General features: G+C 72.1%; 23 protein-coding genes. 5 read left to right on the forward strand and 18 right to left on the reverse strand.

The window, feature by feature from the left end; genetic code table 11:
- The first annotated feature begins 7 nt into the window (after positions 1-7).
- Positions 8-2,083 (forward strand): Stk1 family PASTA domain-containing Ser/Thr kinase, encoded by a 2,076-nt coding sequence (gene pknB, locus DEJ21_RS15405; protein WP_111225184.1) that lies wholly within the window; start codon positions 8-10, stop codon positions 2,081-2,083.
- A 155-nt stretch (positions 2,084-2,238) separates the two neighbouring features.
- Here pknB and DEJ21_RS15410 read toward each other — a convergent pair whose 3' ends face one another.
- From DEJ21_RS15410 to DEJ21_RS15420, 3 genes are all read right to left on the reverse strand, one after another.
- Positions 2,239-3,624: a class II 3-deoxy-7-phosphoheptulonate synthase gene (locus tag DEJ21_RS15410; protein ID WP_110864693.1), complete on the reverse strand. Its 1,386-nt coding sequence runs from the start codon at positions 3,622-3,624 to the stop codon at positions 2,239-2,241.
- A 104-nt stretch (positions 3,625-3,728) separates the two neighbouring features.
- Complete coding sequence (locus DEJ21_RS15415; protein ID WP_071405408.1) at positions 3,729-4,454, reverse strand: 1-acyl-sn-glycerol-3-phosphate acyltransferase; 726 nt, start codon at positions 4,452-4,454, stop codon at positions 3,729-3,731.
- Positions 4,455-4,540: 86 nt separating this feature from the next.
- The gene (locus DEJ21_RS15420; protein WP_017886608.1) at positions 4,541-5,494 is read right to left on the reverse strand and encodes an ROK family glucokinase; all 954 of its coding nucleotides are present in this window, start codon (positions 5,492-5,494) and stop codon (positions 4,541-4,543) included.
- A 121-nt stretch (positions 5,495-5,615) separates the two neighbouring features.
- Between DEJ21_RS15420 and DEJ21_RS15425 the strand changes: the two genes are divergently transcribed.
- A complete protein-coding gene (locus DEJ21_RS15425) occupies positions 5,616-7,553 on the forward strand; it encodes a long-chain fatty acid--CoA ligase (RefSeq protein ID WP_111225174.1) in 1,938 nt (645 codons plus the stop codon).
- 844 nt (positions 7,554-8,397) lie between these two features.
- On the opposite strand, the gene DEJ21_RS18645 is transcribed toward DEJ21_RS15425, so the two are convergent.
- The 3 genes from DEJ21_RS18645 to DEJ21_RS15435 form a co-directional block, all read right to left on the reverse strand.
- Complete coding sequence (locus DEJ21_RS18645; RefSeq protein ID WP_258366694.1) at positions 8,398-8,529, reverse strand: hypothetical protein; 132 nt, start codon at positions 8,527-8,529, stop codon at positions 8,398-8,400.
- 142 nt (positions 8,530-8,671) lie between these two features.
- Positions 8,672-9,175 (reverse strand): peptide deformylase, encoded by a 504-nt coding sequence (locus tag DEJ21_RS15430; RefSeq protein WP_111225175.1) that lies wholly within the window; start codon positions 9,173-9,175, stop codon positions 8,672-8,674.
- 1 nt (position 9,176) lies between these two features.
- Positions 9,177-12,587 carry a pyruvate carboxylase gene (locus DEJ21_RS15435; RefSeq protein WP_111225176.1) on the reverse strand — a complete coding sequence of 1,137 codons (3,411 nt, stop codon included), beginning with the start codon at positions 12,585-12,587 and terminating at the stop codon, positions 9,177-9,179.
- Between the two features lie 60 nt (positions 12,588-12,647).
- Here DEJ21_RS15435 and DEJ21_RS15440 point away from each other — a divergent pair, with 60 nt between their 5' ends.
- Complete coding sequence (locus DEJ21_RS15440) at positions 12,648-13,460, forward strand: ParA family protein (RefSeq protein ID WP_027465232.1); 813 nt, start codon at positions 12,648-12,650, stop codon at positions 13,458-13,460.
- Between the two features lie 527 nt (positions 13,461-13,987).
- Here the strand turns inward: DEJ21_RS15440 and DEJ21_RS15445 are convergent.
- From DEJ21_RS15445 to DEJ21_RS15465, 5 genes are all read right to left on the reverse strand, one after another.
- Positions 13,988-14,548, reverse strand: a complete 561-nt coding sequence (locus DEJ21_RS15445) for a MerR family transcriptional regulator (RefSeq protein WP_027465231.1) — start codon at positions 14,546-14,548, stop codon at positions 13,988-13,990.
- A gap of 184 nt (positions 14,549-14,732) precedes the next feature.
- A complete protein-coding gene (locus DEJ21_RS15450) occupies positions 14,733-15,437 on the reverse strand; it encodes a MerR family transcriptional regulator (RefSeq protein ID WP_111225177.1) in 705 nt (234 codons plus the stop codon).
- Positions 15,437-15,916 carry an FHA domain-containing protein gene (locus DEJ21_RS15455; RefSeq protein WP_051596676.1) on the reverse strand — a complete coding sequence of 160 codons (480 nt, stop codon included), beginning with the start codon at positions 15,914-15,916 and terminating at the stop codon, positions 15,437-15,439. The genes DEJ21_RS15450 and DEJ21_RS15455 overlap by 1 nt, the downstream gene beginning before the upstream one ends.
- A gap of 180 nt (positions 15,917-16,096) precedes the next feature.
- The gene (locus tag DEJ21_RS15460; protein WP_258375097.1) at positions 16,097-17,119 is read right to left on the reverse strand and encodes an iron ABC transporter permease; all 1,023 of its coding nucleotides are present in this window, start codon (positions 17,117-17,119) and stop codon (positions 16,097-16,099) included.
- A gap of 5 nt (positions 17,120-17,124) precedes the next feature.
- On the reverse strand, positions 17,125-18,159 hold the full coding sequence (locus tag DEJ21_RS15465) for an iron ABC transporter permease (RefSeq protein ID WP_111030321.1): 1,035 nt from the start codon (positions 18,157-18,159) through the stop codon (positions 17,125-17,127).
- 159 nt (positions 18,160-18,318) lie between these two features.
- Here DEJ21_RS15465 and DEJ21_RS15470 point away from each other — a divergent pair, with 159 nt between their 5' ends.
- Positions 18,319-19,815 carry a trypsin-like peptidase domain-containing protein gene (locus DEJ21_RS15470; protein ID WP_258375098.1) on the forward strand — a complete coding sequence of 499 codons (1,497 nt, stop codon included), beginning with the start codon at positions 18,319-18,321 and terminating at the stop codon, positions 19,813-19,815.
- A 19-nt stretch (positions 19,816-19,834) separates the two neighbouring features.
- On the opposite strand, the gene DEJ21_RS15475 is transcribed toward DEJ21_RS15470, so the two are convergent.
- A complete protein-coding gene (locus DEJ21_RS15475; protein WP_111225178.1) occupies positions 19,835-20,992 on the reverse strand; it encodes a hypothetical protein in 1,158 nt (385 codons plus the stop codon).
- A 172-nt stretch (positions 20,993-21,164) separates the two neighbouring features.
- Positions 21,165-21,422, reverse strand: coding sequence for a hypothetical protein (locus tag DEJ21_RS15480; RefSeq protein WP_258370829.1), 258 nt, complete (start codon positions 21,420-21,422; stop codon positions 21,165-21,167).
- A 33-nt stretch (positions 21,423-21,455) separates the two neighbouring features.
- Between DEJ21_RS15480 and DEJ21_RS15485 the strand changes: the two genes are divergently transcribed.
- The gene (locus DEJ21_RS15485) at positions 21,456-21,818 is read left to right on the forward strand and encodes an RNA-binding S4 domain-containing protein (RefSeq protein ID WP_071405402.1); all 363 of its coding nucleotides are present in this window, start codon (positions 21,456-21,458) and stop codon (positions 21,816-21,818) included.
- Here DEJ21_RS15485 and DEJ21_RS15490 read toward each other — a convergent pair.
- From DEJ21_RS15490 to DEJ21_RS15510, 5 genes are all read right to left on the reverse strand, one after another.
- Entirely contained in the window at positions 21,812-22,189 is a 378-nt protein-coding gene (locus DEJ21_RS15490; RefSeq protein WP_181435928.1) for a hypothetical protein, read from the reverse strand. The two genes, DEJ21_RS15485 and DEJ21_RS15490, sit on opposite strands and share 7 nt — an antisense overlap.
- 84 nt (positions 22,190-22,273) lie before the next feature.
- Entirely contained in the window at positions 22,274-23,203 is a 930-nt protein-coding gene (locus DEJ21_RS15495) for a DnaJ domain-containing protein (protein ID WP_111040227.1), read from the reverse strand.
- 113 nt (positions 23,204-23,316) lie between these two features.
- Entirely contained in the window at positions 23,317-24,393 is a 1,077-nt protein-coding gene (locus DEJ21_RS15500) for a winged helix DNA-binding domain-containing protein (RefSeq protein WP_111225179.1), read from the reverse strand.
- Positions 24,390-25,136, reverse strand: coding sequence for a phosphotransferase enzyme family protein (locus DEJ21_RS15505; protein ID WP_027465222.1), 747 nt, complete (start codon positions 25,134-25,136; stop codon positions 24,390-24,392). The genes DEJ21_RS15500 and DEJ21_RS15505 overlap by 4 nt, the downstream gene beginning before the upstream one ends.
- A 102-nt stretch (positions 25,137-25,238) precedes the next feature.
- On the reverse strand, positions 25,239-26,048 hold the full coding sequence (locus DEJ21_RS15510; RefSeq protein ID WP_111225180.1) for an NUDIX domain-containing protein: 810 nt from the start codon (positions 26,046-26,048) through the stop codon (positions 25,239-25,241).
- Between the last annotated feature and the right edge of the window lie 99 nt (positions 26,049-26,147).

Below are 26,147 nucleotides of genomic sequence, written 5' to 3' on the forward strand. Positions count from 1 at the left end.
GCCGCCGATGACCACCAACGCCGCCACGGACCCGATGATCGGTCGCATGATCGATCAGCGGTACCGCGTCCGCTCCCGCATCGCGCGCGGGGGCATGGCGACCGTCTACCTCGCGACCGACGTGCGCCTCGAGCGACGCGTCGCGATCAAGATCATGCACGGGCACCTGGCCGACGACCAGGCGTTCCGTGAGCGCTTCATCCAGGAGGCCCGTTCGGCCGCACGGCTGTCGCACCCGAACCTGGTGGGCGTCTACGACCAGGGCGCCGAGGGCGAGATCGCCTACATCGTCATGGAGTACATCCCGGGTATCACGCTGCGGGACCTGCTGCAGGAGCACCACGCCCTGACGCCCGAGCAGGCGACGGACATCCTGCGCGCCGTGCTGGCCGGCCTCGCCTCGGCCCACCGCGCCGGGATCGTGCACCGCGACCTGAAGCCCGAGAACGTCCTGCTCGCCGACGACGGCCGCATCAAGCTCGGCGACTTCGGCCTGGCCCGCGCCACGACCGCGAACACGGCGACCGGCGCAGCACTCCTCGGCACGATCGCCTACCTGTCCCCCGAGCTCGTGACCCGCGGCGCCGCCGACTCGCGCAGCGACATCTACGCGCTCGGCATCATGCTCTACGAGATGCTCACCGGCGAGCAGCCCTACAAGGGCGAACAGCCGATGCAGATCGCCTACCAGCACGCCAACGACTCCGTGCCGGCACCGAGTGCCGCCGTGTCCGGGGTGCCGCCGGAACTCGACGAGCTGGTCGCCTGGTCGACCGCACGTGACCCCGAGGACCGCCCCCGCGACGCCCGCGAGATGCTCGACCACATGTCGGGCAACCAGCAGCGCGCGACCGGGCAGTACCGCACGGCCGTGCTGCGCCCCGAGAACGGGACAGCGATCCTGCCCTCCGGTGGCGCCGGCACGCTCGGCGCCGCAGCGGCCGCCGCCTCGGTGGGGGCTGCAGGAGCCGCAGGAGCGGACGAGACCGCCATCATCGACCGGTCCGGCGACCGGGACACCGGCGACCGCGGTCGAGCGCCCGCCCGTGCGCGCGGCAACGCCCCGGGCCCCCGTCGCACCGGGGCACAGCCGGGCGTGCTCTCCCCCGCCGGACAGCGCCTCGCCGACCAGTCGGCGAAGCGTCGGAAGCGCGGCTGGATCCTGCTGTCCGTGGTCGTCGTGCTCGCGTTGATCGGAGCCGGCTTCGGCTGGTACTTCGGCCCGGGGCCGGGTGGCAACGTGCGGATCCCGGAAGTCACGGGCAAGTCGGTCTCGCAGGCCCGGCAGCTGCTCGAAGCACAGGGCCTGCAGGCGGCGTCGAAGACCGGGACACGGTTCGACGCCGTCGTCGCGAAGGGGCAGGTCTCCACGACGAAGCCGGCCGCGGAGCGCGAGGTTCAGAGGGGCACAGCGGTGCAGATCGTCGTGTCGAACGGCCCCCGGATGATCCCGCTGCCGGCGATCGTCGGCCAGCCGCTCTCCACCGTGACGGCCGCGCTCGACGACGACTTCGAGCTGCAGGACGACCGGTACGAGTTCTCCGCCGACGCCCCGAAGGACACCGTGGTCGCGGCGACCGGTCGGGCGTCCGGCGGCAAGGCCCTCGACCTCACGACCGTGCAGGCCTACGGCGAGACCGGGCCGGTCACCCTGACCGTCTCGCTCGGGCCGGTCCCCGACGTCGTCGGCAAGACGGTCGACGAGGCCTCCGCCGCACTCGACGAGGTCGGCCTGATCCTCGGCGCCCGCACCGAGGAGTACAGCGACACCGTGCCCTCGGGCCAGATCGTCTCCGCCGCCGTGCAGGACTCCCCCGCCGTGCGCGGGTCGGCGGTGGACGTCGTCGTGTCGAAGGGTCCGACGCCGATCACCGTGCCGGACCTCGGTGCGGAGCGGCCCACGATCAACGAGGCGACGAAGACCCTCGAGGACCTCGGACTCAAGGTGTCCGTACCCGACTGCACGAACATCCTCTGCGGCTTCTACGACTGGAAGTCGAAGCTACCCGTCACCGGCACCGACCCGGGGGCCGGCGCCACGGTCTACCGCGGCGACACGATCACCCTGTCCTACGACCAGTAGGTGCGGACACCGCACCCTCGGCCCTGGACGCGACCCCAGGACGGACGGAAGGCCCGTGGCGGCGCCGTCACGGGCCTCCCGTCCGACACGCGAAAGCGACAGAACCCCGCGGACATGCCGCGGGGTTCTGTCGCTTTGACGAAACGGTTCCTGCGTTACGAGCGGTCGGGCTGGTGCGCGCCGAGTTCCTCGGCCACCAGGAAGGCGAGCTCGAGGGACTGCATGTGGTTCAGGCGTGGGTCGCACAGCGACTCGTAGCGGGTCGCGAGGGTTGCCTCGTCGATGTGCTCCGAGCCGCCGAGGCACTCGGTGACGTCGTCACCGGTGAGCTCGACGTGCATGCCCCCCGGGTACGTCCCGACCTGGCGGTGGGCCTCGAAGAAGCCGAGGACCTCGTCCACGACGTCGTCGAACCGGCGGGTCTTGTAGCCCGTCGGCGTGGTCAGGCCGTTGCCGTGCATCGGGTCGGTGACCCACAGCGGGTTGGCGTCCATGCCCTTGATCGCCTCGAGCAGCTTGGGCAGCTCGTCGCGGATCTTGCCCGCACCCATCCGCGTGATGAAGGTCAGGCGACCCGGCTCGCGGTTCGGGTCGAGCTTGTCGACGAGCGCCTTCATGTCGTCGACGCTCGTCGTCGGGCCGAGCTTCACACCGATCGGGTTGCGCACCCGCGACAGGAAGTCCACGTGGGCGCCGTCGATGTCGCGCGTGCGCTCACCGATCCAGATGAAGTGACCGGACGTGTCGTACGCCAGGCCGGAGCGCGAGTCGATGCGGGTCATCGGGCGCTCGTAGTCCATCAGCAGCCCCTCGTGCGAGGCGTAGAACTCGACGTGCTTGAGCGCCTCGAAGTCGGCACCGCAGGCGTCCATGAAGCGGATCGCGCGGTCGATCTCCTTGGCGAGGTGCTCGTAGCGGGCGTTCGCGGGGTTCGAGGCGAAGCCCTTGTTCCACGAGTGCACCTGGCGCAGGTCGGCGAAGCCCCCCTGCGTGAAGGCCCGGACGAGGTTCAGCGTCGAAGCAGCGGTGTGGTACCCCTGCACCAGGCGGCGCGGGTCGGCCGTCCGGCTCTCCGGCGTGAAGTCGTAGCCGTTCACGATGTCGCCGCGGTAGGCGGGCAGCGTGACGTCGCCGCGGGTCTCGAAGTCGCTCGAGCGGGGCTTGGCGAACTGCCCGGCCATGCGCCCCATCTTGATGACGGGCATCGAGGCACCGTAGGTCAGCACGACGGCCATCTGCAGGATCGTCTTGACCCGGTCGCGGATGGAGTCGGCGGTGGCACCGGCGAAGGTCTCGGCGCAGTCACCGCCCTGCAGCAGGAAGGCCTTGCCCTGGGCGGCGGCGGCGAGCCGCTCACGCAGCTTGTCGACCTCGCCCGCGAACACGAGCGGCGGGAGCGTGGCGATCTCGGCCGAAGCGGCCTCGGCCGCGGCTGCGTCCGGCCAGGTCGGCTGCTGCTTGATCGGGAGCGTCCGCCAATAGTCGAGCCCCTCGATGACGTCCGGATCCTGCAGGGCGACGAAGTCGGTCGACTCGGGCAAGGGCGTTACCTCGGTGTTCTGTGCGGGCGGCCCGACGACGCTGACCGGCACCGGGCCGCGCGTCGTCGATGGGCGTCCTGGCGGGGTGCCGGGACCATCAGAGCCTAACGTGCAGGCGTCGACTTCCGTTCCCGCATGACAGCCTCGCGCGCGGAGCTCGCCCGCTCCTTCACGCTGGTGGCGTAGACGTCCACGTACTCCTGACGGCTCAGGCCGGCGAGCTCGTGCATGACCTCGTCCGTGACGCTGCGCAGGATGAAGCGGTCCGTCTCGAACCCCTGGAACCGCGAGAAGTCGAGCGGCTTGCCGAACACGACCCCGACGCGCTTGATCTTCGGGAAGCGCTGCCCGATCTGCTGCACCTCGCGCGTGCCGACCATGGCCACGGGGACGACGAGCACGCGCCCCTCGAGGATCATCCGGGCGATGCCGGTGCGGCCACGGTAGAGCTTGCCGTCGGGGCTGCGGGTGCCCTCGGGGTAGATGCCGAGCTGCTCACCGCGCGCCAGGACCTGCAGGCCGGTGCGCAGCGATGCCTCGGACGCCTTGCCGCCGGAGCGGTCGATCGGCAGCTGGCCGATGGCGTTGAAGAACGTCTTCGTCGCCCAGCCCTTCAACCCGCGGCCGGTGAAGTAGTCGCTCTTCGCCAGGAACGAGAGTCGACGGTCGAGCACCGCCGGCAGGATCACCGAGTCGATGAACGAGATGTGGTTCGACGCGAAGATGACCGGGCCCGAGGTCGGGACGTGCTCACGCCCGACGACCCACGGCCGGAACAGGGTGAGGATGAGCGGGCCGAGCACGAAGTTCTTCAGCAGCCAGTAGGTCATCGACGACTCCAGGTGGTGAGAAGGTCCGGGTGGTGCACGGCCAGGGGGTGGGCGGTCGTTCGTGTGTGCGTGTGCGCGCGCCGACCCTACGCCGTGCGGGCGTGGATGCGGGCGAGGTCGGCGGCACCGACGACGCCGGCGTCGTTGACGAGTTCGGCGATCACGAAGTCCGGCTCGGGGTGGTACCCGCGGGCCGGCAGGTTGTTGAGGTACGCCTGCTTGATCGGGTCGAGCAGCCGGTCCCCCGCGCTGGCGACGCCGCCGCCGAACACGAAGAGCTGCGGGTCGAGCACCGCGGACAGCGACGCGCACGCCTCGCCGAGGTGCCGACCGAGCCGACGGAGCGCCGCGAGGGCACCCGGGTCGTCGGCCAGGATCAGGTCGCCGACGATCTTGCCGTCGAGCTGGCCGCCGTTGTCGGCGCGGGCGTCGGCCAGTGCCGAACCGATGCCGCCGGCGTCGGCGACGTCGTTCGCCATGCGCTGCAGGGCGCGACCCGAGCCGTACTGCTCGATGCAGCCGCGGGCGCCGCAGCCGCAGGGCAGCCCGTTCGGGACGATGCGCAGGTGGCCGATCTCACCGCCGGTGCCGAAGCCCCCGCGGAACAGACGGTCCTCGGTCACGATGGCCCCACCGACGCCCGTGCCGATGGTCAGCATGGTCATGTCGGACACGAGTCGACCGGCACCGAACCGGAACTCGGCCCAGCCGGCGGCGTTCGCGTCGTTGTCCACCGTGATGTGCAGGTCGCCGAGGCGCTGCTGCAGCTTCTGCCGGAGCGGTTCGTTCCGCCACCGGATGTTCGGCGTGTAGTAGACGATCGACTGCGAGGCGTCGATGAACCCGGGGGCAGCGACCCCCACGGCGCCGACCTGGTGGAGCGAGCTGAGTCGCTCGACCATCGAGACGACGTCGTCGAGCATGGCGTTCGGGTCCGCAGCGTTGGTGGCCACGCGGTCCTCGGCGACGATCTCGCCCAGTTCCGTCACGACCGCACCCGCGATCTTGGTGCCCCCGATGTCGATTCCGATGGCGTGCACGAGCAACGAGCCTACCGGTTCGCCGCGAAGTCACGGAACGCCCGGTGACGCGTCCTATGCTGGCCGTGTCGCCTCGGTGTTGAGGCGCACTCGAGTCGAACCGGCAGACAAGGGAGTCACCGTGAACGATCAGCGTCCTGCACGCAGCAGCGCCTCCACCGACACGTCCACCGCTGGCAGCGCCGCCACCGGGACCACGCCGTCGGCCGGGAGGCACGTCACACCGCCCAGCGCAGGTCCCGTCGCCCCGGACCACGGCTCGGCAGCGCGGCTCCTCGGCGACCGCGTCCGCCTGACGCCCGACCGTCCGATCCTCGCCCAGCGCCACGGCGACACCTGGACCACCTTCACCGCGGCGGAGACGCTCGCCCGGGTGCGCGGCATCGCGAAGGGCTTCGTCGCCGCCGGGCTCGAACCGGGCGCCCACGTCGCGATCCTGTCCCGCACCCGTCTGGAGTGGACCCTGGTCGACTTCGCCGTGTGGACAGCCGGCCTGGTGTCCGTGCCCGTGTACGAGACGAGCTCCCCCGACCAGGTGCGCTGGATCCTGTCCGACTCCGAGTCCGTCGCGATCGTCGTCGAGCAGGAGGAGCACGCGCGCCGCGTCGCCTCCATCGCACCCGACCTGCCGTCCCTGGGCCAGCACTGGACGATCGACGGCGGCGGCCTCGACGACCTGACGCGGCTCGGCGAGGACGTCACCGACGACGAGCTCGACGCCCGGACCGCGAACGTGCACGGCCACGACGACGCCACGATCATCTACACCTCGGGCAGCACCGGTCGACCGAAGGGCTGCGTCCTGCGGCACGACAACTTCACCGCCACGGTGGAGGGCGCGAGCGAAGCGATGCCCGAGGTCGTCGCCGACGGCGCCTCGACCCTGCTGTTCATCCCGCTCGCCCACGTCTTCGCCCGGTTCATCGCCGCGATGTCGGTGTCCGCCGGTGTCCTCGTCGGCCACGAGCCGGACACGAAGGACCTGATGCGGGCGGTGTCGACCTTCAAGCCGACGTTCCTGCTCGCAGTCCCCCGGGTGTTCGAGAAGATCTACAACTCCGCCGAGCAGAAGGCCGACCTCGGTGGCAAGGGCAGGATCTTCCGGGCGGCAGCCGACACCGCGGTCGCCCACTCCGAGGCCATCGCAGCCGGCAGGGTGCCGTTCCTGCTCGGGCTGAAGTTCAAGCTGTTCGACCGGCTCGTGTACGCCAAGCTCCGCGACGCCCTCGGCGGCCGGGTCGAGTACGCCGTGAGCGGTTCGGCACCCCTCTCCCCACGGCTCTCGCACTTCTTCCGCTCGATCGGGGTGCTCATCCTCGAGGGCTACGGCCTGACCGAGACCACCGCCCCCGCCACCGTCAACCGTGCCCGGGAACTCCGCATCGGGACGGTCGGGCGGGCGCTGCCCGGCATCGAGGTCCGGATCGCCGACGACGGCGAGATCCTGATCCGCGGCGTCGACGTCTTCGACCGGTACTGGCGGAACGACGAGGCGACCGAGCACGCCTTCGCCGACGGCTGGTTCCGCACCGGCGACCTCGGCCGGATCGACGCCGACGGGGTCCTCACGGTCACCGGCCGCGCCAAGGAGCTCATCGTCACCGCGAGCGGCAAGAACGTCGCACCGGCACCGCTCGAGGACGGCATCCGCGAGCACCCGCTCATCGGCCAGGTCGTGGTCGTCGGCGAGGGCAAGCCGTTCGTCGCAGCCCTCGTGACGCTCGACCGCGAGATGCTCCCCGGCTGGTGCGAGTCCCGCGGGATCACCCCGGCGCTGAGCGGGCACGAGGCCGCCTACGACGAGCGTGTGCTCTCCGCCGTCCAGGAGGCCATCGACGCCGCCAACGGCCGGGTCTCCCGCGCCGAGTCGGTCCGGTCGTTCACGATCCTCGACACGGACCTGACCGAGGCCTCCGGGCACCTCACGCCGAAGCTCACGATCAAGCGGTCGGTGATCCTCAAGGACTTCGCCGCCGACATCGACCACATCTACTCCGGGTCGAAGGTGCAGACGACGGCGACCCCGGTGATCGAGGGTCGGCGCCGCAACCGCTCGTAGCGCCCGCCGGGCGTACCGGTCGTTCCTTTCGGCACGGTACGCCCGATTGCACAAGGTGCACGCGGTAGTGGACGCAACCGCCTGGAGGCCCCGCGTCGGTCCGCCGGGCTGACGCCGGGCCTCCAGGCGGTCGCCCCGCGTGGGGGCTGGCAGCTTCGGGCGTACCTGGTCGTTTCGGGCGTACCGGGACGGTTCTTTCGACCAGGTACGCCCGATTCCGCCAGGTACGCGCCGGGCCTCCCCGCTGAGCGAGCAGCCCCGGGCGTACCGGGTCGTTTCGGGCGTACCGGGTCACATCTTTCGACCAGTTACGCCCGATTGCACAAGGTGCGCGCGGTCGTGGACGCAACCGCCTGGAGGCCCGGCGCCGGTCCCCCGGACTGGCGCCGGGCCTCCAGGCGATCGCTGCGCGTGCGGGCTGGCAGCTTCGGGCGTACCTGATCGTTTCGGGCGTACCGGGTCGTTTCTTCTCACTAGGTACGCCCGATTCCGCAAGGTAGGAGCGCAGACGCCCCGCTGAGCGACCAGCTCCGGTCGTACCGGGTCGATTCGGGCGTACCGGTCGATTCGGGCGTACCAGGCCGTTCCGGGCGTACCTGGTCGATTCTTCCGACCAGGCACGCCCGATTCCGCCAGGTCCGCGCGCGGCCGCCCCACTGAGCGACCAGCCCCGGGCGTACCTGGTCGATTCGGGCGTACCGGGTCGATTCTTCCGACCAGGTACGCCCGATTCCGCCAGGTACGCGCGGGTGTGCACGCAACGGCCTGGAGGCCCGGATCACGTCCGACGGACGTGATCCGGGCCTCCAGGCCGTTCAGCGGGCGCCGGGGGCGCCTGCGGGGCTCAGGCCTCCTGCGACTGCTCCGTCGCGGGGGCGTCGAGGACGGCGGTCGAACCGGTCGTGACGGTGGTCTCGGCCGGTCGACGGTTGGTGCGGGTGCGGTGCGAGCTGAGCTCGTCGTTCTGACTGGTCATGCGGGAGTCCTGGGGGGATGGGATGGTCGTCGGTGGGAGGCCGACAGCAGCACGGTACCCCCTCGTCAGGACAAAGCGACAATCCCCCGTGGGGGTGTCACACCACAGTTCACAGCCGGCGAACGCGGGACTGTGCAAGCGCTCAGTGGAACCAGTCCTGCGCACGGATGTCGCGCAGTGCCTGACGGCGGACCTCGGGGTCGAGCGTCATCACGTAGACGGTGCCGTCGAGGTGGTCGCACTCGTGCTGGAGCGCCTCGGCCATCAGGCCGGTGCCCTCGAGGACGACCTCGTCGCCGTCGACGTCGACACCCCGCACCTTCGCGTACGGGGAGCGACGCGTCGGGTAGCCGAGCCCCGGGACGGAGAGGCAGCCCTCTTCCATGAGCTCGGGCTCCCCGGAGACCTCGACGATCTCGGGGTTGAGGACGTAGCCGACCTCACCGTCCACGTTGTACGAGAACGCACGGAGTCCGACGCCGATCTGGGGCGCGGCCACCCCGGCACGTCCGGGTTCCTTGACGGTGTCGATGAGGTCCTGCACGAGGTCACGGACCCCGGGGCTCCCGAGCAGTTCGGGGCGGATCGGGTCGGCCGGCGAACGGAGGACGGGGTCGCCGAACAGGCGGATGGGACGAACGGTCAATTTACTGCAGCACCACCAGGAGGTCGCCGGCGTCCACCTGCTGGGTCACCGGGATCGCGAGTCGGCCGACGGTGCCCGACACGGGCGCCGTGATGGCCGCTTCCATCTTCATCGCCTCGATGCTCGCCACCGGCGTACCGGCCTCGACGACGTCACCGACGGCGACCTTGAGCGTCACCACGCCGGAGAACGGCGCGGCCACGTGCTTGGGGTCGGACGCGTCGGCCTTCTCGGCCGCCTTCGTCTCGACCTCGACCGAACGGTCGCGGACGGCGACCGGGCGGAGCTGCCCGTTCATCGTCGCCATGACCGTACGGATGCCCTTCGCGTCCACCTCGCCGATCGCCTCGAGCCCGACGAACAGGTCGACGCCCTTGCCGAGCGGGACGCTGTGCTCCTGCCCGGGGCGCAGCCCGTACAGGTAGTCGACGGTCGGGACGACGGACAGGTCGCCGTACTGCTCCCGCACGCGTTGGAACTGCTGCGTCGGCTGCGGGAAGAGCAGGCGGTTGAGGGCCTGCTGGCGCTCCGGCCCGGGGGTCTCGAGGTGCGCGCGCTCGTCGGCGGGCACCGGGGTGATCTCGAGTCGGACGTCGCGCCCGGCCAGGACCTTCGAGCGGAACGGCTCGGGCCAGCCGCCGGGCAGGTCGCCCAGTTCGCCGGCCATGAACCCGACCACGGAGTCCGGGATGTCGTACTTGTCGGGGTTCTGCTCGAAGTCGACCGGGTCGGCACCGACCGCGGCGAGCTGCAGTGCGAGGTCACCGACGACCTTCGACGACGGCGTGACCTTGGTCGGGCGCCCGAGGATCCGGTTCGCCTCGGCGTACCAGTCCTCGACCTGCTCGAACCGGTCACCGAGGCCGAGGGCGATCGCCTGCTGCCGGAGGTTCGACAGCTGACCGCCGGGGATCTCGTGCTTGTAGACACGCCCGGTCGGACCGGCGAGCCCGGACTCGAACGGGGCGTACACGCGACGGACCGACTCCCAGTACGGCTCGAGGTCACCGACGGCGTCGAGCGACAGACCGGTGTCCCGCTCGGTGTGGGCCAGGGCGGCGACCAGGGCGGACATGCTCGGCTGGCTGGTCGTGCCGGCCATGGGTGCTGCGGCCACGTCGACGGCGTCGGCCCCGGCACGCGAGGCGGCGAGCAGGGTCGCGAGCTGGCCGCCCGCGGTGTCGTGGGTGTGCACGTGCACCGGTTGGTCGAAGCGCTCGCGCAGCGCGGTGACGAGCTTCTCAGCCGCACCGGCACGGAGGAGCCCCGCCATGTCCTTGATGCCGATGACGTGCGCGCCGGCCTCGACCATCTGCTCCGCCAGGCGGAGGTAGTAGTCGAGCGTGTAGAGGTCCTCGGCGGGGTCGAGGAGGTCGGCGGTGTAGCAGAGCGCCGCCTCGGCGACGGCCGTGCCGGTCGCGAGCACGGCCTCCAGAGCTGGACGCAGCTGGCTGACGTCGTTCAGCGCGTCGAACACGCGGAAGACGTCGACGCCGGACCGGGCCGCCTCGTCGACGAAGGCGTCGGTGACCTCGGTCGGGTAGGGGGTGTACCCGACCGTGTTGCGGCCGCGCAGCAGCATCTGGATCGGGATGTTCGGCATCGCTTCGCGCAGCGAGGACAGGCGCTCCCAGGGGTCTTCCCCGAGGAACCGGAGTGCCACGTCGTACGTGGCACCTCCCCAGGCTTCGACGCTGAGCAGCTGCGGGGTGAGCCGCGCGACGTGCGGTGCGACGGCGACGAGGTCCTTCGTGCGGACCCGGGTCGCGAGGAGCGACTGGTGGGCGTCCCGCATCGTCGTCTCGGTCACCGCGAGGGCCGTCTGGGCGCGCAGGGCCTTCGACCACTCGGCCGGACCCATCGCCAGCAGGCGGTCGCGCTGTCCCTCGGGCACCGGCGCCGTCAGGTCGGTGGCCGGGAGCTTGTCGGCCGGGTCGGTGACCAGCGGCGACCGCTCCCCGTTCGGCTTGTTCACCGTGACGTCGGCGAGCCAGGTGAGCACCTTCGTGCCGCGGTCCTTCGAGACGTGGCCGCCGAAGAGCTGCGGGCGTTCCTCGATGAACTTCGTCGAGACGTCACCGCGGGCGAAGTCCGGGTCCTCGAGCACGGCCTGCAGGAACGGGATGTTCGTGCTGACGCCGCGGATGCGGAACTCGGCGAGGGCGCGCTTGGCCCGGGACACCGCCGCCGGGAAGTCCCGGCCGCGGCACGTCATCTTCGCGAGCATCGAGTCGAAGTGCGGGCTGATCTGCGCGCCGGTGGCGACCGTGCCGCCGTCGAGCCGGACGCCGGCGCCGCCGGGGCTGCGGTAGGTGCTGATCCGGCCGGTGTCCGGACGGAAGCCCTGCGTCGGGTCCTCGGTCGTGATGCGGGTCTGCAGCGCGGCGCCGTGCACGGCGACGGTGTCCTGCGACAGGCCGAGGTCGGCGAGGGTCTCCCCCGCCGCGATGCGCATCTGCGACTGCACCAGGTCGACGTCGGTGACCTCTTCGGTGACCGTGTGCTCGACCTGGATGCGCGGGTTCATCTCGATGAAGACGTGCTGCCCCTCGCGTTCGCCCTCGGTGTCGAGCAGGAACTCCACGGTGCCGGCGTTCACGTACCCGATCGACCGGGCGAAGGCCACGGCATCACGGTGCAGTGCCTGCGCGACCGCGGGGTCGAGGTTCGGCGCCGGAGCGATCTCGACGACCTTCTGGTTGCGCCGCTGGACCGAGCAGTCCCGCTCGAACAGGTGGATCGTGCCCGCGTCGGTGCCGGTCGCGTCGGCGAGGATCTGCACCTCGATGTGGCGCGGACGGATGACGGCCTGCTCGAGGAACATCGTCGGGTCGCCGAACGCACTGTCGGCCTCGCGCATGGCTGCTTCGAGGGCATCGCGCAGCTCGGGCTTCGTCTCCACCCGACGCATGCCTCGGCCACCACCACCGGCGACGGCCTTGGCGAAGACCGGGAACCCGATCGCGTCGGCGCCGGCGATCAGTTCGTCGATGTCGCGGCTCGCCGGGGTGCTCGCGAGGACCGGGACGCCGGCTGCGATCGCGTGCTCCTTCGCGGTGACCTTGTTGCCGGCCATCTCGAGCACGTGCTCGCCCGGACCGATGAAGGTGATGCCGTTCGCGGCTGCTGCCGCGGCGAGCTCGGGGTTCTCGGACAGGAACCCGTACCCCGGGTAGATCGCGTCGGCCCCCGACTCGCGGGCGACGCGGATGATCTCGGAGACGTTCAGGTACGCACGGACCGGGTGGCCCCGCTCCCCGATCAGGTAGGCCTCGTCGGCCTTGAGCCGGTGCAGGGAGTTCCGGTCTTCGTACGGGTAGACGGCCACCGTACGGGCCCCCAACTCGTAGGCGGCACGGAACGCGCGGATGGCGATCTCGCCACGGTTCGCAACGAGGATCTTCGTGAACACGACGTCCCTTTCAGCCCGGGTTGAGGTGAGACAACCCTAGTGGCGGTAACGTTGCTCAACGTGCATGTACTCAGCGTGAGCTCCCTCAAGGGTGGTGTCGGCAAGACGACGGTGACGCTCGGCCTGACCTCGGCCGCGTTCGCCAAGGGACTGCGCACGCTGGTGGTGGATCTGGACCCGCAGTCCGACGTCTCCACGGGCCTCGACATCAACCTCGCCGGCCACCTCAACGTCGCCGACGTCCTCGAGAACCCGAAGGAGAAGATCGTCCGTCAGGCGATCGCCCCCTCGGGCTGGACGAAGGGGTCGCAGGGCAAGATCGACGTCATGGTCGGGTCGCCCTCCGCCATCAACTTCGACGGGCCGCACCCGTCGATCCGCGACATCTGGAAGCTCGAAGAGGCCCTGGCCAACGTCGAGCAGGACTACGAACTCGTCCTCATCGACTGTGCGCCGTCGCTGAACGCCCTGACCCGCACCGCGTGGGCCGCGTCCGACCGCGTCACCGTCGTCACCGAGCCCGGCCTGTTCTCCGTCGCCGCCGCCGACCGTGCGCTGCGCGCCATCGAGGAGATCCGCCGCGGACTCTCCCCGCGCCTGCAGCCCCTCGGCATCATCGTGAACCGTGCCCGGGTGCAGTCGCTCGAGCACCAGTTCCGCATCAAGGAGCTCCGGGACATGTTCGGCCCGCTCGTGCTCTCGCCACAGCTGCCGGAGCGCACGTCGCTGCAGCAGGCGCAGGGTGCCGCGAAGCCGCTGCACGTCTGGCCCGGCGAGTCCGCGCAGGAGATGGCGAAGAACTTCGATCAGCTGCTCGAGCGCATCATGCGCACCGGGAAGATCGGTCCGTACGCCGAGGGTGGCGCTGCGTAGGTCGGTGCTCACGTCGGCCGCGGCGCGGTCGTGATCGCGGTCGCGGTCGCGTGACATGCCGCTCGCGTCCGGCGAGGTGTCACGAACAGTCGGCCGGCAGCGTCGCAGCCGACAGTTCGTGACACCTCGGCGACGCGCACACGGCGGTTCGTGACCACGCGCAGACTGCCGGGAGGCCCATACCGGCCCCGGCGGACACGCCCGACCCCGGCTCGGCCAGCGGTCACGACACACCGCTCACGTCCGCCGAGCGGTCACCAACTGTCGGCCGGCAGCCCCGCAGGCGACAGTTCGTGACACCTCGGCGACGCGCACACGACGTTTCGTGACCACGCGCCGACTGCCGGGAGGCCCGCCCCGGCTCCGGCAGACACGCCCGACCCCGGCTCGCCCAGCGGACACGACACACCGCCCACGTCCGCCGAGCGGTCGCCAACTGTCGGCAGGCAGCGTCGCAGGCGACAGTTCGTGACCCCTCGGCGACGCGCACACGACGGTTCGCGACCACTCGGCCGGAACCCGAACGGTCAGGAAGCGCGGGAAGCGCGACGAGCGGCGAGCTCGTCGGAGGGGTCGGCCGCCGCGGTGGCGTCGAGCTCGACCAGGGAGCTCTCGACCTCGCGCAGGACCTTGCCGACCGCGATGCCGAAGACACCCTGGCCGCGGGACACGAGGTCGATGACCTCGTCGTCGGAGGTGCACAGGTACACCGAGGCGCCGTCGGACATCAGCGTGGTCTGCGCCAGGTCGGACACTCCGGACTCACGGAGCTGGTTGACCGCGGTGCGGATCTGCTGCAGCGAGATGCCGGTATCGAGCAGGCGCTTCACGAGCTTGAGCACGAGGATGTCGCGGAACCCGTACAGGCGCTGCGATCCGGAGCCGGCGGCCCCGCGGATCGTCGGCTGCACGAGCTCGGTGCGGGCCCAGTAGTCGAGCTGTCGGTAGGAGATGCCGGCTGCCCGTGCGGCGACGGTGCCGCGGTAGCCGTTCTGCTCGTCGTGCTCGGGCAGACCATCGGTGAAGAGCAGCCCGAGGTCGTACCGGGTCACATCAGACTCGGTGCCAGGGGTGTCGTTCCCACTCATGAGCTTGCCTTCCACGACGATCGAGCTCCCACCCGAAGCTTCAACGACGGGTTGAGAGTTGTTCCGAGGTCCACGGTAGCGACTCCGACCGCTCCCGCGCGGGACATCCGACCCGGCGCGTCCGGCGTGTCGAGGATACGCCTCGGCCACTGACACACAAGCCCTGTCGGAGCACCGGACGGCGTCATGCGTCGAGACGACCGATGGCCTGGCGGATGAGGTTCGTCCGGATGATCTCGAGGTGCCCGGCGATCTCACGCGCGAGCTCCGTGGCCTTCGCGCGAGAGGTCGCGTCACCCCGGCGGGAGACCGGCATGAGGGCGGACTCGATGAGACCGACCTCGCGCTCGGCGGTACTGCGCAGCGTGCGGAGGTGTCGTGGCTCGATGCCCGTTCGCTGCAGTTCGACCAGGGCCTTCAGTACGGAGACGCCGTCGTCGCCGTAGGTGTCGGTGGCCGGCAGCAGCGAAGCAGAGACCGCGTCGGCGAGGAGCATCGGTGAGGCGCCGGCTGCCCGGACCGTCTCGTCGCGGGTGTACCGGCGTTCGCGGCCGAGGATCGACGGCTTCGGGGCGTCTCCTCCGCCGGGCAGAACGGGTTCGCGTCCGGCATCGAGGTCGGCGAGGTACTCCTTGATGACCTTGAGCGGCAGGTAGTGGTCACGCTGCAGTCCGAGGATCACCCGGAGCCGCTCGAGGTCGGCAGCGGAGAACTTGCGGTACCCACTGGCCGTGCGTATCGGGGTGACGAGCTCGCGCTCTTCGAGGAACCGCAGCTTGGAGCTCGACAGGTCCGGGAACTCGGGCTTGAGGCGAGCGAGGACCTGCCCGATGGTGAGCAGGTCCGGTGCCGCGGACCCCGCCCGGGCCGCAGCGGACCGTGCGGCCACTACGCGTTCGCCAGGCGCGCCAGGTCGACCCGAGATGCGTAGAACGTCAGGCGGAACTTGCCGACCTGGACCTCGGCCCCGTCGGTGAGCAGCGCTTCGTCGATGCGGACACCGTCGAAGTACGTGCCGTTCAGGGAGCCGTTGTCCTTGACGCTGAAGCTCGTGCCGTGGCGCAGGAACTGCGCGTGCTTGCGCGACACGGTGACGTCGTCGAGGAAGATGTCGGCGTCGGGGTGTCGACCGGCCGTCGTGACGTCGGAGTCGAGGAGGAACCGCGCACCCACGTTGGGGCCGCGACGGACCACGAGCAACGCCGAGCCGGAGGGCAGGGCGTTGACGGCTTCACGTTCTTCGGTCGAGACACCGGACTCGGCGGTGAGCGCCGCGCCCATGTCCATGCTGAAGGTCAGCGTGGTGTCGACCAGCCGCTGCTCCGGGGTCTTCTGACCGCCCGGCTGCGGGACCACTGGATCTGGCATCGGTGGACCTCCTCCTCTTGGCCCACCAGCGTATCGGAAACGAAGCCCCGAGCGGCAGCCCTGATCTGGGACTGTGGAGGGACTTCCGCGATCCGCGAACGCACGAGCCGCGTCAGCGACCCGTGGGACCCGACGTCAGCGACCCGTGGGACCTGACGTCAGCGACCGTGCGACCCGTCGTCACCGTCCCCGCGCGAGCAACCAGAGCAGGTACGGCGCCCCCACGACGCCCGTCACGACGCCCACCGGCAGCGCGGTGCCGGGGAAGGCGAACTGTGCCAGCAGGTCGCTGCCGAGCGTGATCGCGGCTCCGACGGCAGCGGCCGGCGCGAGTGCCACCCGTCCACCGCCGACCAGGCGTCGGGCGATCGGCGCGGCCATCAGCGCCACGAACGAGACGGGCCCCGCGGTGGCGACGGCTGCGGCGGTCAGGCACACGGCGGTGAGGAGCAGGAGCACCTTCGCCCGGTCCGGCCGGAGTCCGAGTGCGGCGGCGACCTCGTCCCCGAGGCTCAGCACCTGCAGACGGGCGGACTGCAGCAGCGCGAGCACGCCGAGCACGACGAACGCGACGCCGAGCACCCCGACCAGGTCGCGGTCGACGGCGTTCAGGCTGCCGGAAAGCCAGAGCAGCGCGGTGCCTGCCTGGGTGACGGTGCCGCTCGTGAGCATCCAGCCCGTGATGCTCAGGCAGATCGCCGCGACGCCGATCCCGACGAGGATCACCCGGTTGCCGGTGATCCCCCGTCGCCAGGCGAGCCCGGCGATGACGATCGAGACCACCACGGCGCCGACCAGCACGACCGAGAAGAGCGTTCCACCGCTGGCACCGAACAGCACGATGGCGGTGAGCCCGGCGGCACTGGCCCCCGAGGTGATCCCGATGACGTCGGGGCTCGCGATCGGGTTCCGCACGACGCTCTGCACGATCGCGCCCGCGACGCCGAGACTGGCGCCGACGAGGACGGCGCCGAGCACCCGCGGCCCGCGGAGCTGCCCGATGACGAAGTCCGAGATCCGGTCCCCCTGGCCGAACAGGGAGGCGAGCACCTGGCCCGGGGTGAGCGGGATCGAACCGGCGCCGAGCCCGACCAGGACGAGCACCATGATGACCGCCACCACGGCGACGAGCACCGCGACCTCACGACGAAGCCCGGCCGAGCGGCGCAGACCGCCGGACCGCGGGCGGCCGGAGCCGAACACCTGCCTCACAGTCCCCGCACCGCCCTCGACCGCACGAGCGCGATGAACACCGGCGCCCCGATCAACGCCGTGACGATGCCGACCTGCAGCTCCCCCGGGTACGCCACGACGCGACCGATCACGTCGGCGACGAGCAGCAGTGCGGGGGCGACGATCGCCGACAGCAGGATGGTCCAGCGGTGGTCCGGGCCGCTCAGCCGACGGACGGCGTGCGGCACGGCGAGCCCGACGAAGGCGATCGGCCCGGCGGCGGCCACCGCGGACCCGGCCAGCAGCACCGCGACCAGACCGCCCACGGCGCGGACGAGCACGACCCGCTGCCCGAGCGACGCCGCGAGTTCGTCCCCGAGCGCGAGGGTGTTCAGCGACCGACCGAGGCCGAACGCGATCACCAGACCGACGAGCACCGGCGCGGTGATGATCCCCGCCGTGCCGAGGTCCTTGCCGGCGAGGGCGCCGACCTGCCAGAACCGCAGCTGGTCGAGCAGGCTCTGGTCGGTCACGAGCACCGCGGTGGTGACCGACGACAGCGCCGCGGCGACCACGGCTCCGGCGAGGGCGAGCCCGACGGGTGAGAGGCCACGACGGGCGACGGTCGCGATCCCGTACACGAGCACGGCGGCGAGTGCGGCCCCGACGAACGCGAACGGCAGGTAGGCAGCCGTGCCGCTCACGCCGAAGACCGCGATCCCGGCCACCACGGCCAGGGTCGCACCGGAGTTGATGCCGAGGACGCTCGGGTCGGCGAGCGGGTTCCTCGTCACGCCCTGCATGACTGCCCCGGCCACCCCGAGCGCGGTTCCGGCGAGCAGTCCGACGACGGTGCGGGGCACGCGGTTGCCGAGCACGATGAGCCCGACCTCGTCGCTCCGACCGGGGTGCATCACCGTGTCGAGGACGGTCCCGAGCGGGATCGGCCGCGAGCCGTACGCGATCGACAGCGCACACGCCACGGCGAGGACGACGACCGCCAGCACGGTCGCACCGACGAGTCGGGGGACGGAGCTGGGAGCCGGGGGCGTGGACGTCGACGGAGGCATGGAAGTAAGGCCACCCTAACGCCGGAGCCCCACTCGGCGTCCCCCGAGCAACCCCGGAGCGTGCGCAGGGTTCGTTCATAGGCTCGTCATGGGGAAGCGCCCTGTACTGGTCTCCATCGACGCCCGACCGGGCCGTCGAGGGACGACCGGAGAGCACCGATGAACGAGACCCCGAACCCCGCAGCCGCCGACCACGACGAGGACGGCACCCCCGCCGCGCAGCAGCAGGCTCCCGGGATGCACTGGGAGGCGCCGCACGCCGACCCGGCCTCCCTGCGCCCGGCGTACGCGTTCGACGGCTCCGGTCCCTACCTCTACGGTCCGGACGGCTCCGGCCCCTACGCCTACACGCCGGACGGCCGCGGCCCGTACCTGATCGGCAGCCCCGCCCTCGCCGGCGCGAACCACGCGTGGGCGTACTCGGCGGCGACCGCGAACCACCCCGGTACGACGAAGCGCCCGCGTCGCCTGGGACTGATGATCGGCTCCGGCATCGCCGCTCTCGCCATCGTCGGTGCGGCCGGTGGCACCGCCCTCGGCCTGTCCTCGCAGGGGACGACCACGACGTCGAGCCAGTCGCAGGGCACCACCACGCTGCCCGGCACCGGATCCGGCACCGACGGGACCGGCGGCACCGGCAGCAGCGACGGGACGAACGGCTTCACGGTGCCCGGCGACGGCAGCGGCAGCGGCACCAGCGGCGACGGCAGCACCGGCACCGGCACGACCCAGTCCCCCGCCACCGCGGCGACGGCCGCCGACAAGAAGGGCGTCGTGACGATCAACACCGTCCTGAACTACGACGAGTCGTCACAGGCGGCCGGCACCGGCATGGTCCTGACCTCCGACGGCACGATCCTGACGAACAACCACGTGATCCAGGGCGCGACGAGCATCACCGTCACCGACGAGACCACCGGCAAGGAGTACAAGGCCGACGTGGTCGGGGCCGACGCCACCAACGACGTCGCCGTCCTGAAGCTCGAGGACGCCTCGGGGCTGTCCACCGTCACGCTCGACGACGACGGCGAGCCGAGCACCGGTGACACCGTGAAGGACGTCGGCAACGCCGAGGGCACCGGCAACCTCGTCGCCGCGGAGGGCACGGTCACCGCGACGGACCAGGACATCCAGGTGCAGAGCGAGTCCGGCACCGGCACCGAGTCCCTGACCGGCCTGATCGAGATCTCGGCGGACATCGTCTCCGGTGACTCCGGCGGACCGGTGCTGGACAGCGAGGGCGAGGTCGTCGGCATGGCCACGGCAGCGTCCTCCGGCACGGCCGACGTCACCGGCTACGCCATCCCGATCACCACCGCGAAGACGATCGCCGAGAAGATCCTCGCCGGGGAGTCGTCGAGCACGATCACCATCGGGCTGCCCGCGTTCCTCGGGGTCCAGGTCAGCAACACCTCCGGCACCACGGGCGGCGTCCCCGTCGCCGGCACCGTCGAGGGCTCCGGCGCCGCGAGCGCCGGCCTGGCCGCCGGGGACACGATCACGAGCATCGACGGCACGGCGGTCACGAGCTCGGACCAGCTGACCGAGGTCGTCCAGTCGCACTCGGTGGGAGACAAGGTGAGCGTCCGCTACACCGACAGCACCGGCGCCGCCAAGACCGTCACCGTCACCCTGACCGCCGGCCCCGCCGCGTAGCGGGAGAACCCGGGCGCGCTCAGCCGAGCAGCGCCCGCACCACCGACCGGTACACGTTCGCCGGGGAGTCCGTCCGGAAGGCGGTCTCCCCGGCCTTCGTCGTCCCCACGCGGGCGAACCCGTGCCCCTCGGCCCGCACGATCGTAATCGGCTTCGGCTTGCCGGGTCGACGCAGGTACGAGATGGTCCACGGCGCGGCCCAGAACCGCGCGAGGCGCGGGTCCGCCTCGGCGAGGGCCTCCGGCAGGTCCGGTGCGTCCGGACCGCCGGCCAGCCTGCGGCCGAGCAGGTGCCCGGGGAGCGACCCCGTGCGGAACGGGAAGGTCCACGTCGGACCGATGCCGAGCCTCCCGGCCAGCAGCGCGACGGCCCGGTCCGGCGTGACGGACGCGACCACGGCACCCGCCGCGTCGGTCCCGTCGACGACGGTCTGCGACCAGGCCTGGAGGCGCGACTCGCCCCCGTCGGGCAGGTGCTGTTCCAGCGTGACCGGCTGGGCATCGCCCTGCCAGGGTTCGAGGAGGGTCTGGGTCGACTCCGGCAGGGTGCCGAGCCGGCCGACGAGGCCCGCCTCGATGAGTTCGCGGCCCGCCGCGGTGCGGAGGAGCGTGGGGTTCCACCGGCGTCCGGCGAGGCTCCGAAGGGTGCCGATCGCGTCCGTGCTGAGCCGTGGGCCGTCGAGCGACGGTGCCGGGGCAGGAGCCGGCAGGGGTTCGAGCTCGCGCTCCGGACGCACCGGGACCGTCTCGGTGGCGCGGACGGTCTCGAGGACGGCGAGCACGAGGTCGTCGGTCTCGAGCAGCCGGGCGAGCGGGCGTTCGATCGTCAGGTCGACGCGGTGCCGACCGGTGACGAAGAGCAGGTGGGTGCCGGCGACGTCGCCGTGCTCGTCGGGCCGGACGTACTCGACCAGCCGGGCCGGGGCGCCGGCGGTGGTCCACGGGTCGCAGCCGACGAGCAGCAGGCCCTCGACGGAGCCGGGCAGCCGTTCGAGCAGGCCGGTGTTCTCGTCGCCGATCGCGCGGTCACTGGGTCGGGATCGGACGGTGAGGACGACGTCGTCGCCGGTGACGCGCAGGTCCGCCTGGGCTGATTCCTCGCGGCGCCAGGAGTCCGGGCGGCGGAGGGTGAGGCGGGCGGTGCGGTCCTCGGTGCCGAGCGGGACGGGGACTGCCATGGGATGAGCGTATGTCGGGAGCGGGGCGCGGGGGCCTCGGCTCGCCGGGGTGGCTCGCACCGTGCGAAGTGCTGTGCGAGGTGCTGGGCGAGTGGTGCGAGGTTCCGTCCTCCGTGCGACCCATGAGCGGTCGCACGGAGGACGGAACCTCGCACCAGACGAGCCGAGCGCGTCAGCGTCGAGCAGGCCGCGCGGGCGGGGGCGGCGGGACGGGCTTCGCGGCGACGACGTCGGCGAGCCGGACCTCGACCGGGCCGCGGCGGGTGGCGATCGTCACGGCGTCGGGCGTCCGCGCGACCAGGTCGCCGAGGGCGTCCTGCGCGCCGTCACCGTGGTGCGCCCGGACCACGAGGCGGTCCCCGATCGCGGCGTCGTGCAGCACCCCGAGCGCACGGGCCCGGGCGATCGCCGCCTGTTCGTCCGCATGCACCGCCCCAGGGTACGGGCCGCCTAGAGTGTCGGCATGGAGAAGGCCCGGGTCGACAGCTGGATCTGGGCCGTCCGGATCACCAAGACCCGGTCGGCCGCGACTGCCGCGTGCAAGGCCGGTCACGTCCGGGTGAACGGGGAGCGCGCGAAGCCGGCGCAGCCGATCGGCCCCGGCGACGAGGTGCGGGTGCGCCAGAACGGCTTCGACCGCATCGTCATGGTCACCGGCATCATCCTGAAGCGGACGAGCGCCCCCGAGGCGGCGAAGCACTTCGAGGACAAGACCCCGCCGCGGCTGTCGAAGGAAGAGGCCGGCTTCGTCCCGATGCGCGATCGCGGTGCCGGACGGCCGAGCAAGCGGGAGCGCCGCGACCTCGAGAAGCTCCGCGGCTACTGACGCTTCCCGGGCCCCGACCCGGGCACGTGGACATCGACCACGATCTCGAACGTGTCGGACTCGACCTCGATCCGTTCTCCGGTCCAGGGCACCTCGAGGTGCCCGTCGTCGTCCGGATCGGACCCGCCCAGCGCGCGACCGGACGGGATGCGGTGGACGGGGATGCGGGTGCCGTCCTCCGCGACGACGAACAGATCGGCCACCCGACCACGGAACTCCGTGATGCCGAACGGGTCGTCGTGGTGCCGGGACTCGGCGAACCGCGGCGCCCTGCCGTACGCGGTGAACGCCGCCGTGGCCTGCCGTTCGTAGGCGGGCCCGCAGCAGTCGTGCTCCCACCCGCCGACCACGACGACGACCTCTTCGCGCATGCCGTGATCGTACGACGCGTCGGACGATCACGGCCGGAGCCCGGGTCCAGCGCCAGGCGACAGCCCCAGGCGTCAGGGTCAGGGTCAGACGAAGCGGACGGTCTGCTGCAGGCGGTCGCGGATCTCGAACACGTCGACGGAACCCGCCGGCGACCAGACGCCGTTCAGCACCTGGGCGAGCGCACTCCGGCGGACGACGAGTGCGGTGGGCTTCTTCGGGGAGCCGACGAGCTGGACGTCCTCGGTGACGGCGGCGTCCGGCACGACAAGCAGCCGCCCGGAGAACCGCACCCGGGTCTGCTTCTGCACGGCACGGGCGGCGCGGACGAGTTCCTTGACGGGTCGCTCCCCCGGCGCGAGCGTCTCGCCGACGATCTCGCCGTGCTCGACGCGGACCGGAGCGCCCCAGTCGATGGACTCGACGGCCCAGAGCCCGCTCGGGGTCAGGACGGCGTGGTCGAGCTTGCCCTCGGCCCCGGCGTCGAGGTCGTGCCACACCGTGACGCCGATCCCCATGTCGGAGACGATCAGCGCGGTCGCTTCTTCGGCCAGGGCCTCGGCGAGCAGGCGCCGGATGTGCCGAGGCGCGGAGCGGATGAGCGTGGGGTCGTACGGGTCCTCGATGGGGTCGCCGAGGCCGACCCACTCGCGTTCGGCCTGCAGGAAGACCTCGCGCGACCGACCGCCGGGGTGTCCGTGGGACCGGGCCCGGGGGCGGGTGTCGCGACGCGCTGCCGGGGGTGCGTAGGCGTCGCGACCGGTGTCACCCCTGCCGGCGGTCGCCCCGGACGCGCCGTACGCGCGGGACCCGATGTCGTACGCGCGCCGGGCCGCCGGCGTGCCGATGCGCTCCCATGCGAGCTGGACCTGGCGGAAGCGCTGGGCGTCGCCGCCGAGGTCGGGGTGCGTCTCGCGGGCGGCCCGCCGGTAGGCGCGGCGGAGCGCTTCGTCGTCAGCCGTCGCGGGGACGCCGAGGACTTCGTAGGGGGTGGCGTCGGCCGGGCTGTCCGTCATGGCCCTGCGACATTACCGGAGGCAGTGTCGGAGTCCGCCGCATGGTTGCTGGGTGCGGTCTGGAGGAGCGGTGCGGCCAGGCAGCCTCGGCACACGGTCCGCAGGTGGTCGCGTCAGACCACCGTGGTCACGACCGGCGCTCCGAGGAACGCCGCGTACCGCGCGGTCGCCGCCTCGAGTGCTCGGACGGACGACGCGTCGAGGGCACCGAAGGGCGTGACGGTGACGAGGTGCCCGGCCCGGCGCTCGGTGCGCTTCCAGGTGCCGACGACGCGACCGCGGACGACGGCCATCGGCAGGAACATGCCGTTGGCCCCGGGGACGACCCGGTCGGCGTGGGCGGGGTCGAGCTGCGCGGACCGGTCGGCGTACCCGAGCAGGTACTCGTCGAAGCCGGGGAGCAGGTGCCCGGTGGGGACGCGCGCGGCTGCCGGCCGGTCGGCGAGGTCGAGGAGCCCGTCGCCGAGGTCCTCCACCGCGTCCCCCGCCGCGGCCCGCGCTCGGCGGAGGTCACCGAGCGGCAGCTTCGTCCAGCTCGCGGCGTCGGCCTCGGTCGCGGGGCCACGGCCACGCAGGTACCCGAGCAGGACCCGGCGGAGGGCTTCGTCGCGGTCCGGCGGGTCAGCGGTGGCGGGTGCCCACTCGTCGAGCAGCACGAGCCCCTGCCCGACGCGGGCGGTGGGGCCCCAGGCGACGAGGCCCTCCTGCGCGAGCTGCAGGACCGAGTGGTAGCCGCGGCCTCCGGCCGGGTCGATGCCCGCAGCGCGGTACGCCGCGAACAGGTCGTCCCGGACCAGCGCACGACCACCGACCAGGGCCGCGATCGTCGCGTCCCGGGCCCGGCCGAGCAGGGCGTCGTCGATGCCGAGCTCGGCGGCGCGTCGGGCGATCGTGCGGAGCGTCCGTTCGGCGGTGAGCGAGAGCAGCAGGCGCAGGTCGTCGGGGCGCAGGGCGTGCAGGGTGCCGCGCATCGGCCACGAGCGGACGAGTTCCCCGCGGTCGAAGGCCTCGCGGACGTCGTCCCGCGACGATCCGGGAGCGCGGACCCCGATGGCCCAGAGCACCTGGCCGAGGTCCTGCCCCTGCACCGCCAGCATCCGCGCGACGACCTCGGTGGGTCGCAGTCCGGGTGCCGCGATGCCCTGCGCCGCGAACCGCGCCGTGCGGAGCCGCGCGGGGCTGGTGGTCACGCGACGGCGGCGGTGACGGCGTCGGCGTGCTGCTCCAGGTAAGCGACGTCGGCGCGGTACAGGTCGGCGTGGCCGTGCTGCAGGTCGCTGACGAACTTCGGGTTGCCGGCGGCGGCCTCGTGCTCGATCGTCGTGACCAGGGCGACGAGGGACGCGATCATCGTCTCGGCCAGGACGCTGCGGGAGCGGTCGTCGAGGGCGTAGGCGCGGCAGAACTCGGCGGCCCGCGCGAGCCGCTCGTCGAGGTCGGGGGCGGTCGATCCTTCGACGGCACCGGTGGTGAACGGTGCGAACCGGTAGACGGCACTCGCGACGTCCCAGACGCGGGGCCCGGGGTGAGCGGTGTCGAAGTCGATCAGGCCGACGGCGGCGATGCCGTCGTACACGCAGTTGTACGGGGCGAAGTCGCCGTGCACGATCGTCTCGACGGGGGCACGGTCGGCCTGGGACCAGAGGTCGTCGGTGGCGCTGCGCGGGAAGCTGGCGGCGGCGTCGTGGAACTGGCGGAGCAGGCGGGCGCTGGTGACGAGGGCGGCCTCGCTGGCGATGTCCTCGGTCCAGGGGTACTCGCCCGCGACACCGGGGACGAACGAGACCGTCTCGAGGGTGTCGCCGAGGGCGATCGGTTCCGGGGCTGCGACGAACCCCTGCTCGTGCAGGTGGGCGAGCAGCCGGTGCACCGTGGGGGTCCACGGCCCGGCGGGGCGGTGGACTCGGTCGTCGGCCCTGGTGATGCGCTCCAAGGGGAACCTCCTGCGTGTTGCGTCTCCGTTGACGGAGGGCCAGCGTACCGGCAGCGACCGACGGCCGCTCGGTCACCATCCGGAACACGGCGGTCCAGGCGGCTACAGCTGGTCGCGCAACCAGGACGGCCCGTGGACGATCGCGCCGAGGGCCTCGACGCGGTCGCGGAGCTCGCGGTCGGCCGTCACGACGACGACCGGCCCGTCGCCGGCCTGCACCGCGGCCTGCGCGGACTCGACGATGGCGTCGTCGCCGGAAGCCGGAGCACGGACGACGTCGACGGCGCCGGTAGCGGCGCCGCGGTCTGCGCCAGCACCGCCCACGTCCGCAGCGGCCCGGGCCTCCCCCTCGAGCACCACGGTCCACCGCGGCCACCACCGTGCGAACGGCAGGTCGAGCAACGATGCGGCGACCCCGCCCTCGGCGAGCGCCGACACCTGTGCCAGCAGGCGCGATGCGGCGCCTGCTCGGTCCTTCCACCAGCCGTCTGGAACGCTGCCGACGACGTTCGCTGCGTCGACGACGACGTGCGGGGTGGTCGCGATCGTGGCGCGGAGCGCCGGCCACGACCTGCCGAAGCCGGGGTGCAGGGGCAGGTCGTCGACCTGGTCGATCGGGATCCACGACAGCGCGAGGCTCTCGCGGTCGGCGATGACGGGTTCGAAGGGTCGGGAGGCGCGCCCCACGACGGTCGTGTAGGTCCAGAAGCCCAGGTCGAGCAGTGCCGTGTGGCGCAGGGCGATCGCGTCGTCGGGGACACCGGCCTCTTCGGCGGATTCGCGGAGGGCGGCCGTCACGGCTGCTTCGCCCTGGTGCCGCGCGCCGCCGGGGATGCCCCAGGTGCCGCCGTGGTGGCTCCACTCGACGCGGTGCTGCAGGAGCACGCGGCCGGTGCCGTCGTCGACGAGCAGGCCGGCGGCGCCGAAGCGTCCCCACGCCTTGGTACCGTCGGGGCCGACCGCCCAGGCGTCGCCGGCCTGCTCGTCGACGAGGCACCGGCCTGTCTCTTA

It is taken from the genome of Curtobacterium sp. MCSS17_006 (assembly GCF_003234215.1).
GTDB classification, from domain to species: domain Bacteria; phylum Actinomycetota; class Actinomycetes; order Actinomycetales; family Microbacteriaceae; genus Curtobacterium; species Curtobacterium flaccumfaciens.

Bases quoted from the DNA above. Each gene is read 5' to 3' on its own strand.
- DEJ21_RS15470 (WP_258375098.1), top strand. From the start codon at position 18,319: ATGAACGAGACCCCGAACCCCGCAGCCGCCGACCACGACGAGGACGGC.
- DEJ21_RS15490 (WP_181435928.1), bottom strand. From the start codon at position 22,189: ATGCGCGAAGAGGTCGTCGTCGTGGTCGGCGGGTGGGAGCACGACTGC.
- pknB (WP_111225184.1), top strand. From the start codon at position 8: ATGACCACCAACGCCGCCACGGACCCGATGATCGGTCGCATGATCGAT.
- DEJ21_RS15455 (WP_051596676.1), bottom strand. From the start codon at position 15,916: ATGCCAGATCCAGTGGTCCCGCAGCCGGGCGGTCAGAAGACCCCGGAG.
- DEJ21_RS15415 (WP_071405408.1), bottom strand. From the start codon at position 4,454: ATGACCTACTGGCTGCTGAAGAACTTCGTGCTCGGCCCGCTCATCCTC.
- DEJ21_RS15475 (WP_111225178.1), bottom strand. From the start codon at position 20,992: ATGGCAGTCCCCGTCCCGCTCGGCACCGAGGACCGCACCGCCCGCCTC.
- DEJ21_RS18645 (WP_258366694.1), bottom strand. From the start codon at position 8,529: ATGACCAGTCAGAACGACGAGCTCAGCTCGCACCGCACCCGCACCAAC.
- DEJ21_RS15495 (WP_111040227.1), bottom strand. From the start codon at position 23,203: ATGACGGACAGCCCGGCCGACGCCACCCCCTACGAAGTCCTCGGCGTC.
- DEJ21_RS15445 (WP_027465231.1), bottom strand. From the start codon at position 14,548: ATGAGTGGGAACGACACCCCTGGCACCGAGTCTGATGTGACCCGGTAC.
- DEJ21_RS15465 (WP_111030321.1), bottom strand. From the start codon at position 18,159: ATGCCTCCGTCGACGTCCACGCCCCCGGCTCCCAGCTCCGTCCCCCGA.
- DEJ21_RS15485 (WP_071405402.1), top strand. From the start codon at position 21,456: ATGGAGAAGGCCCGGGTCGACAGCTGGATCTGGGCCGTCCGGATCACC.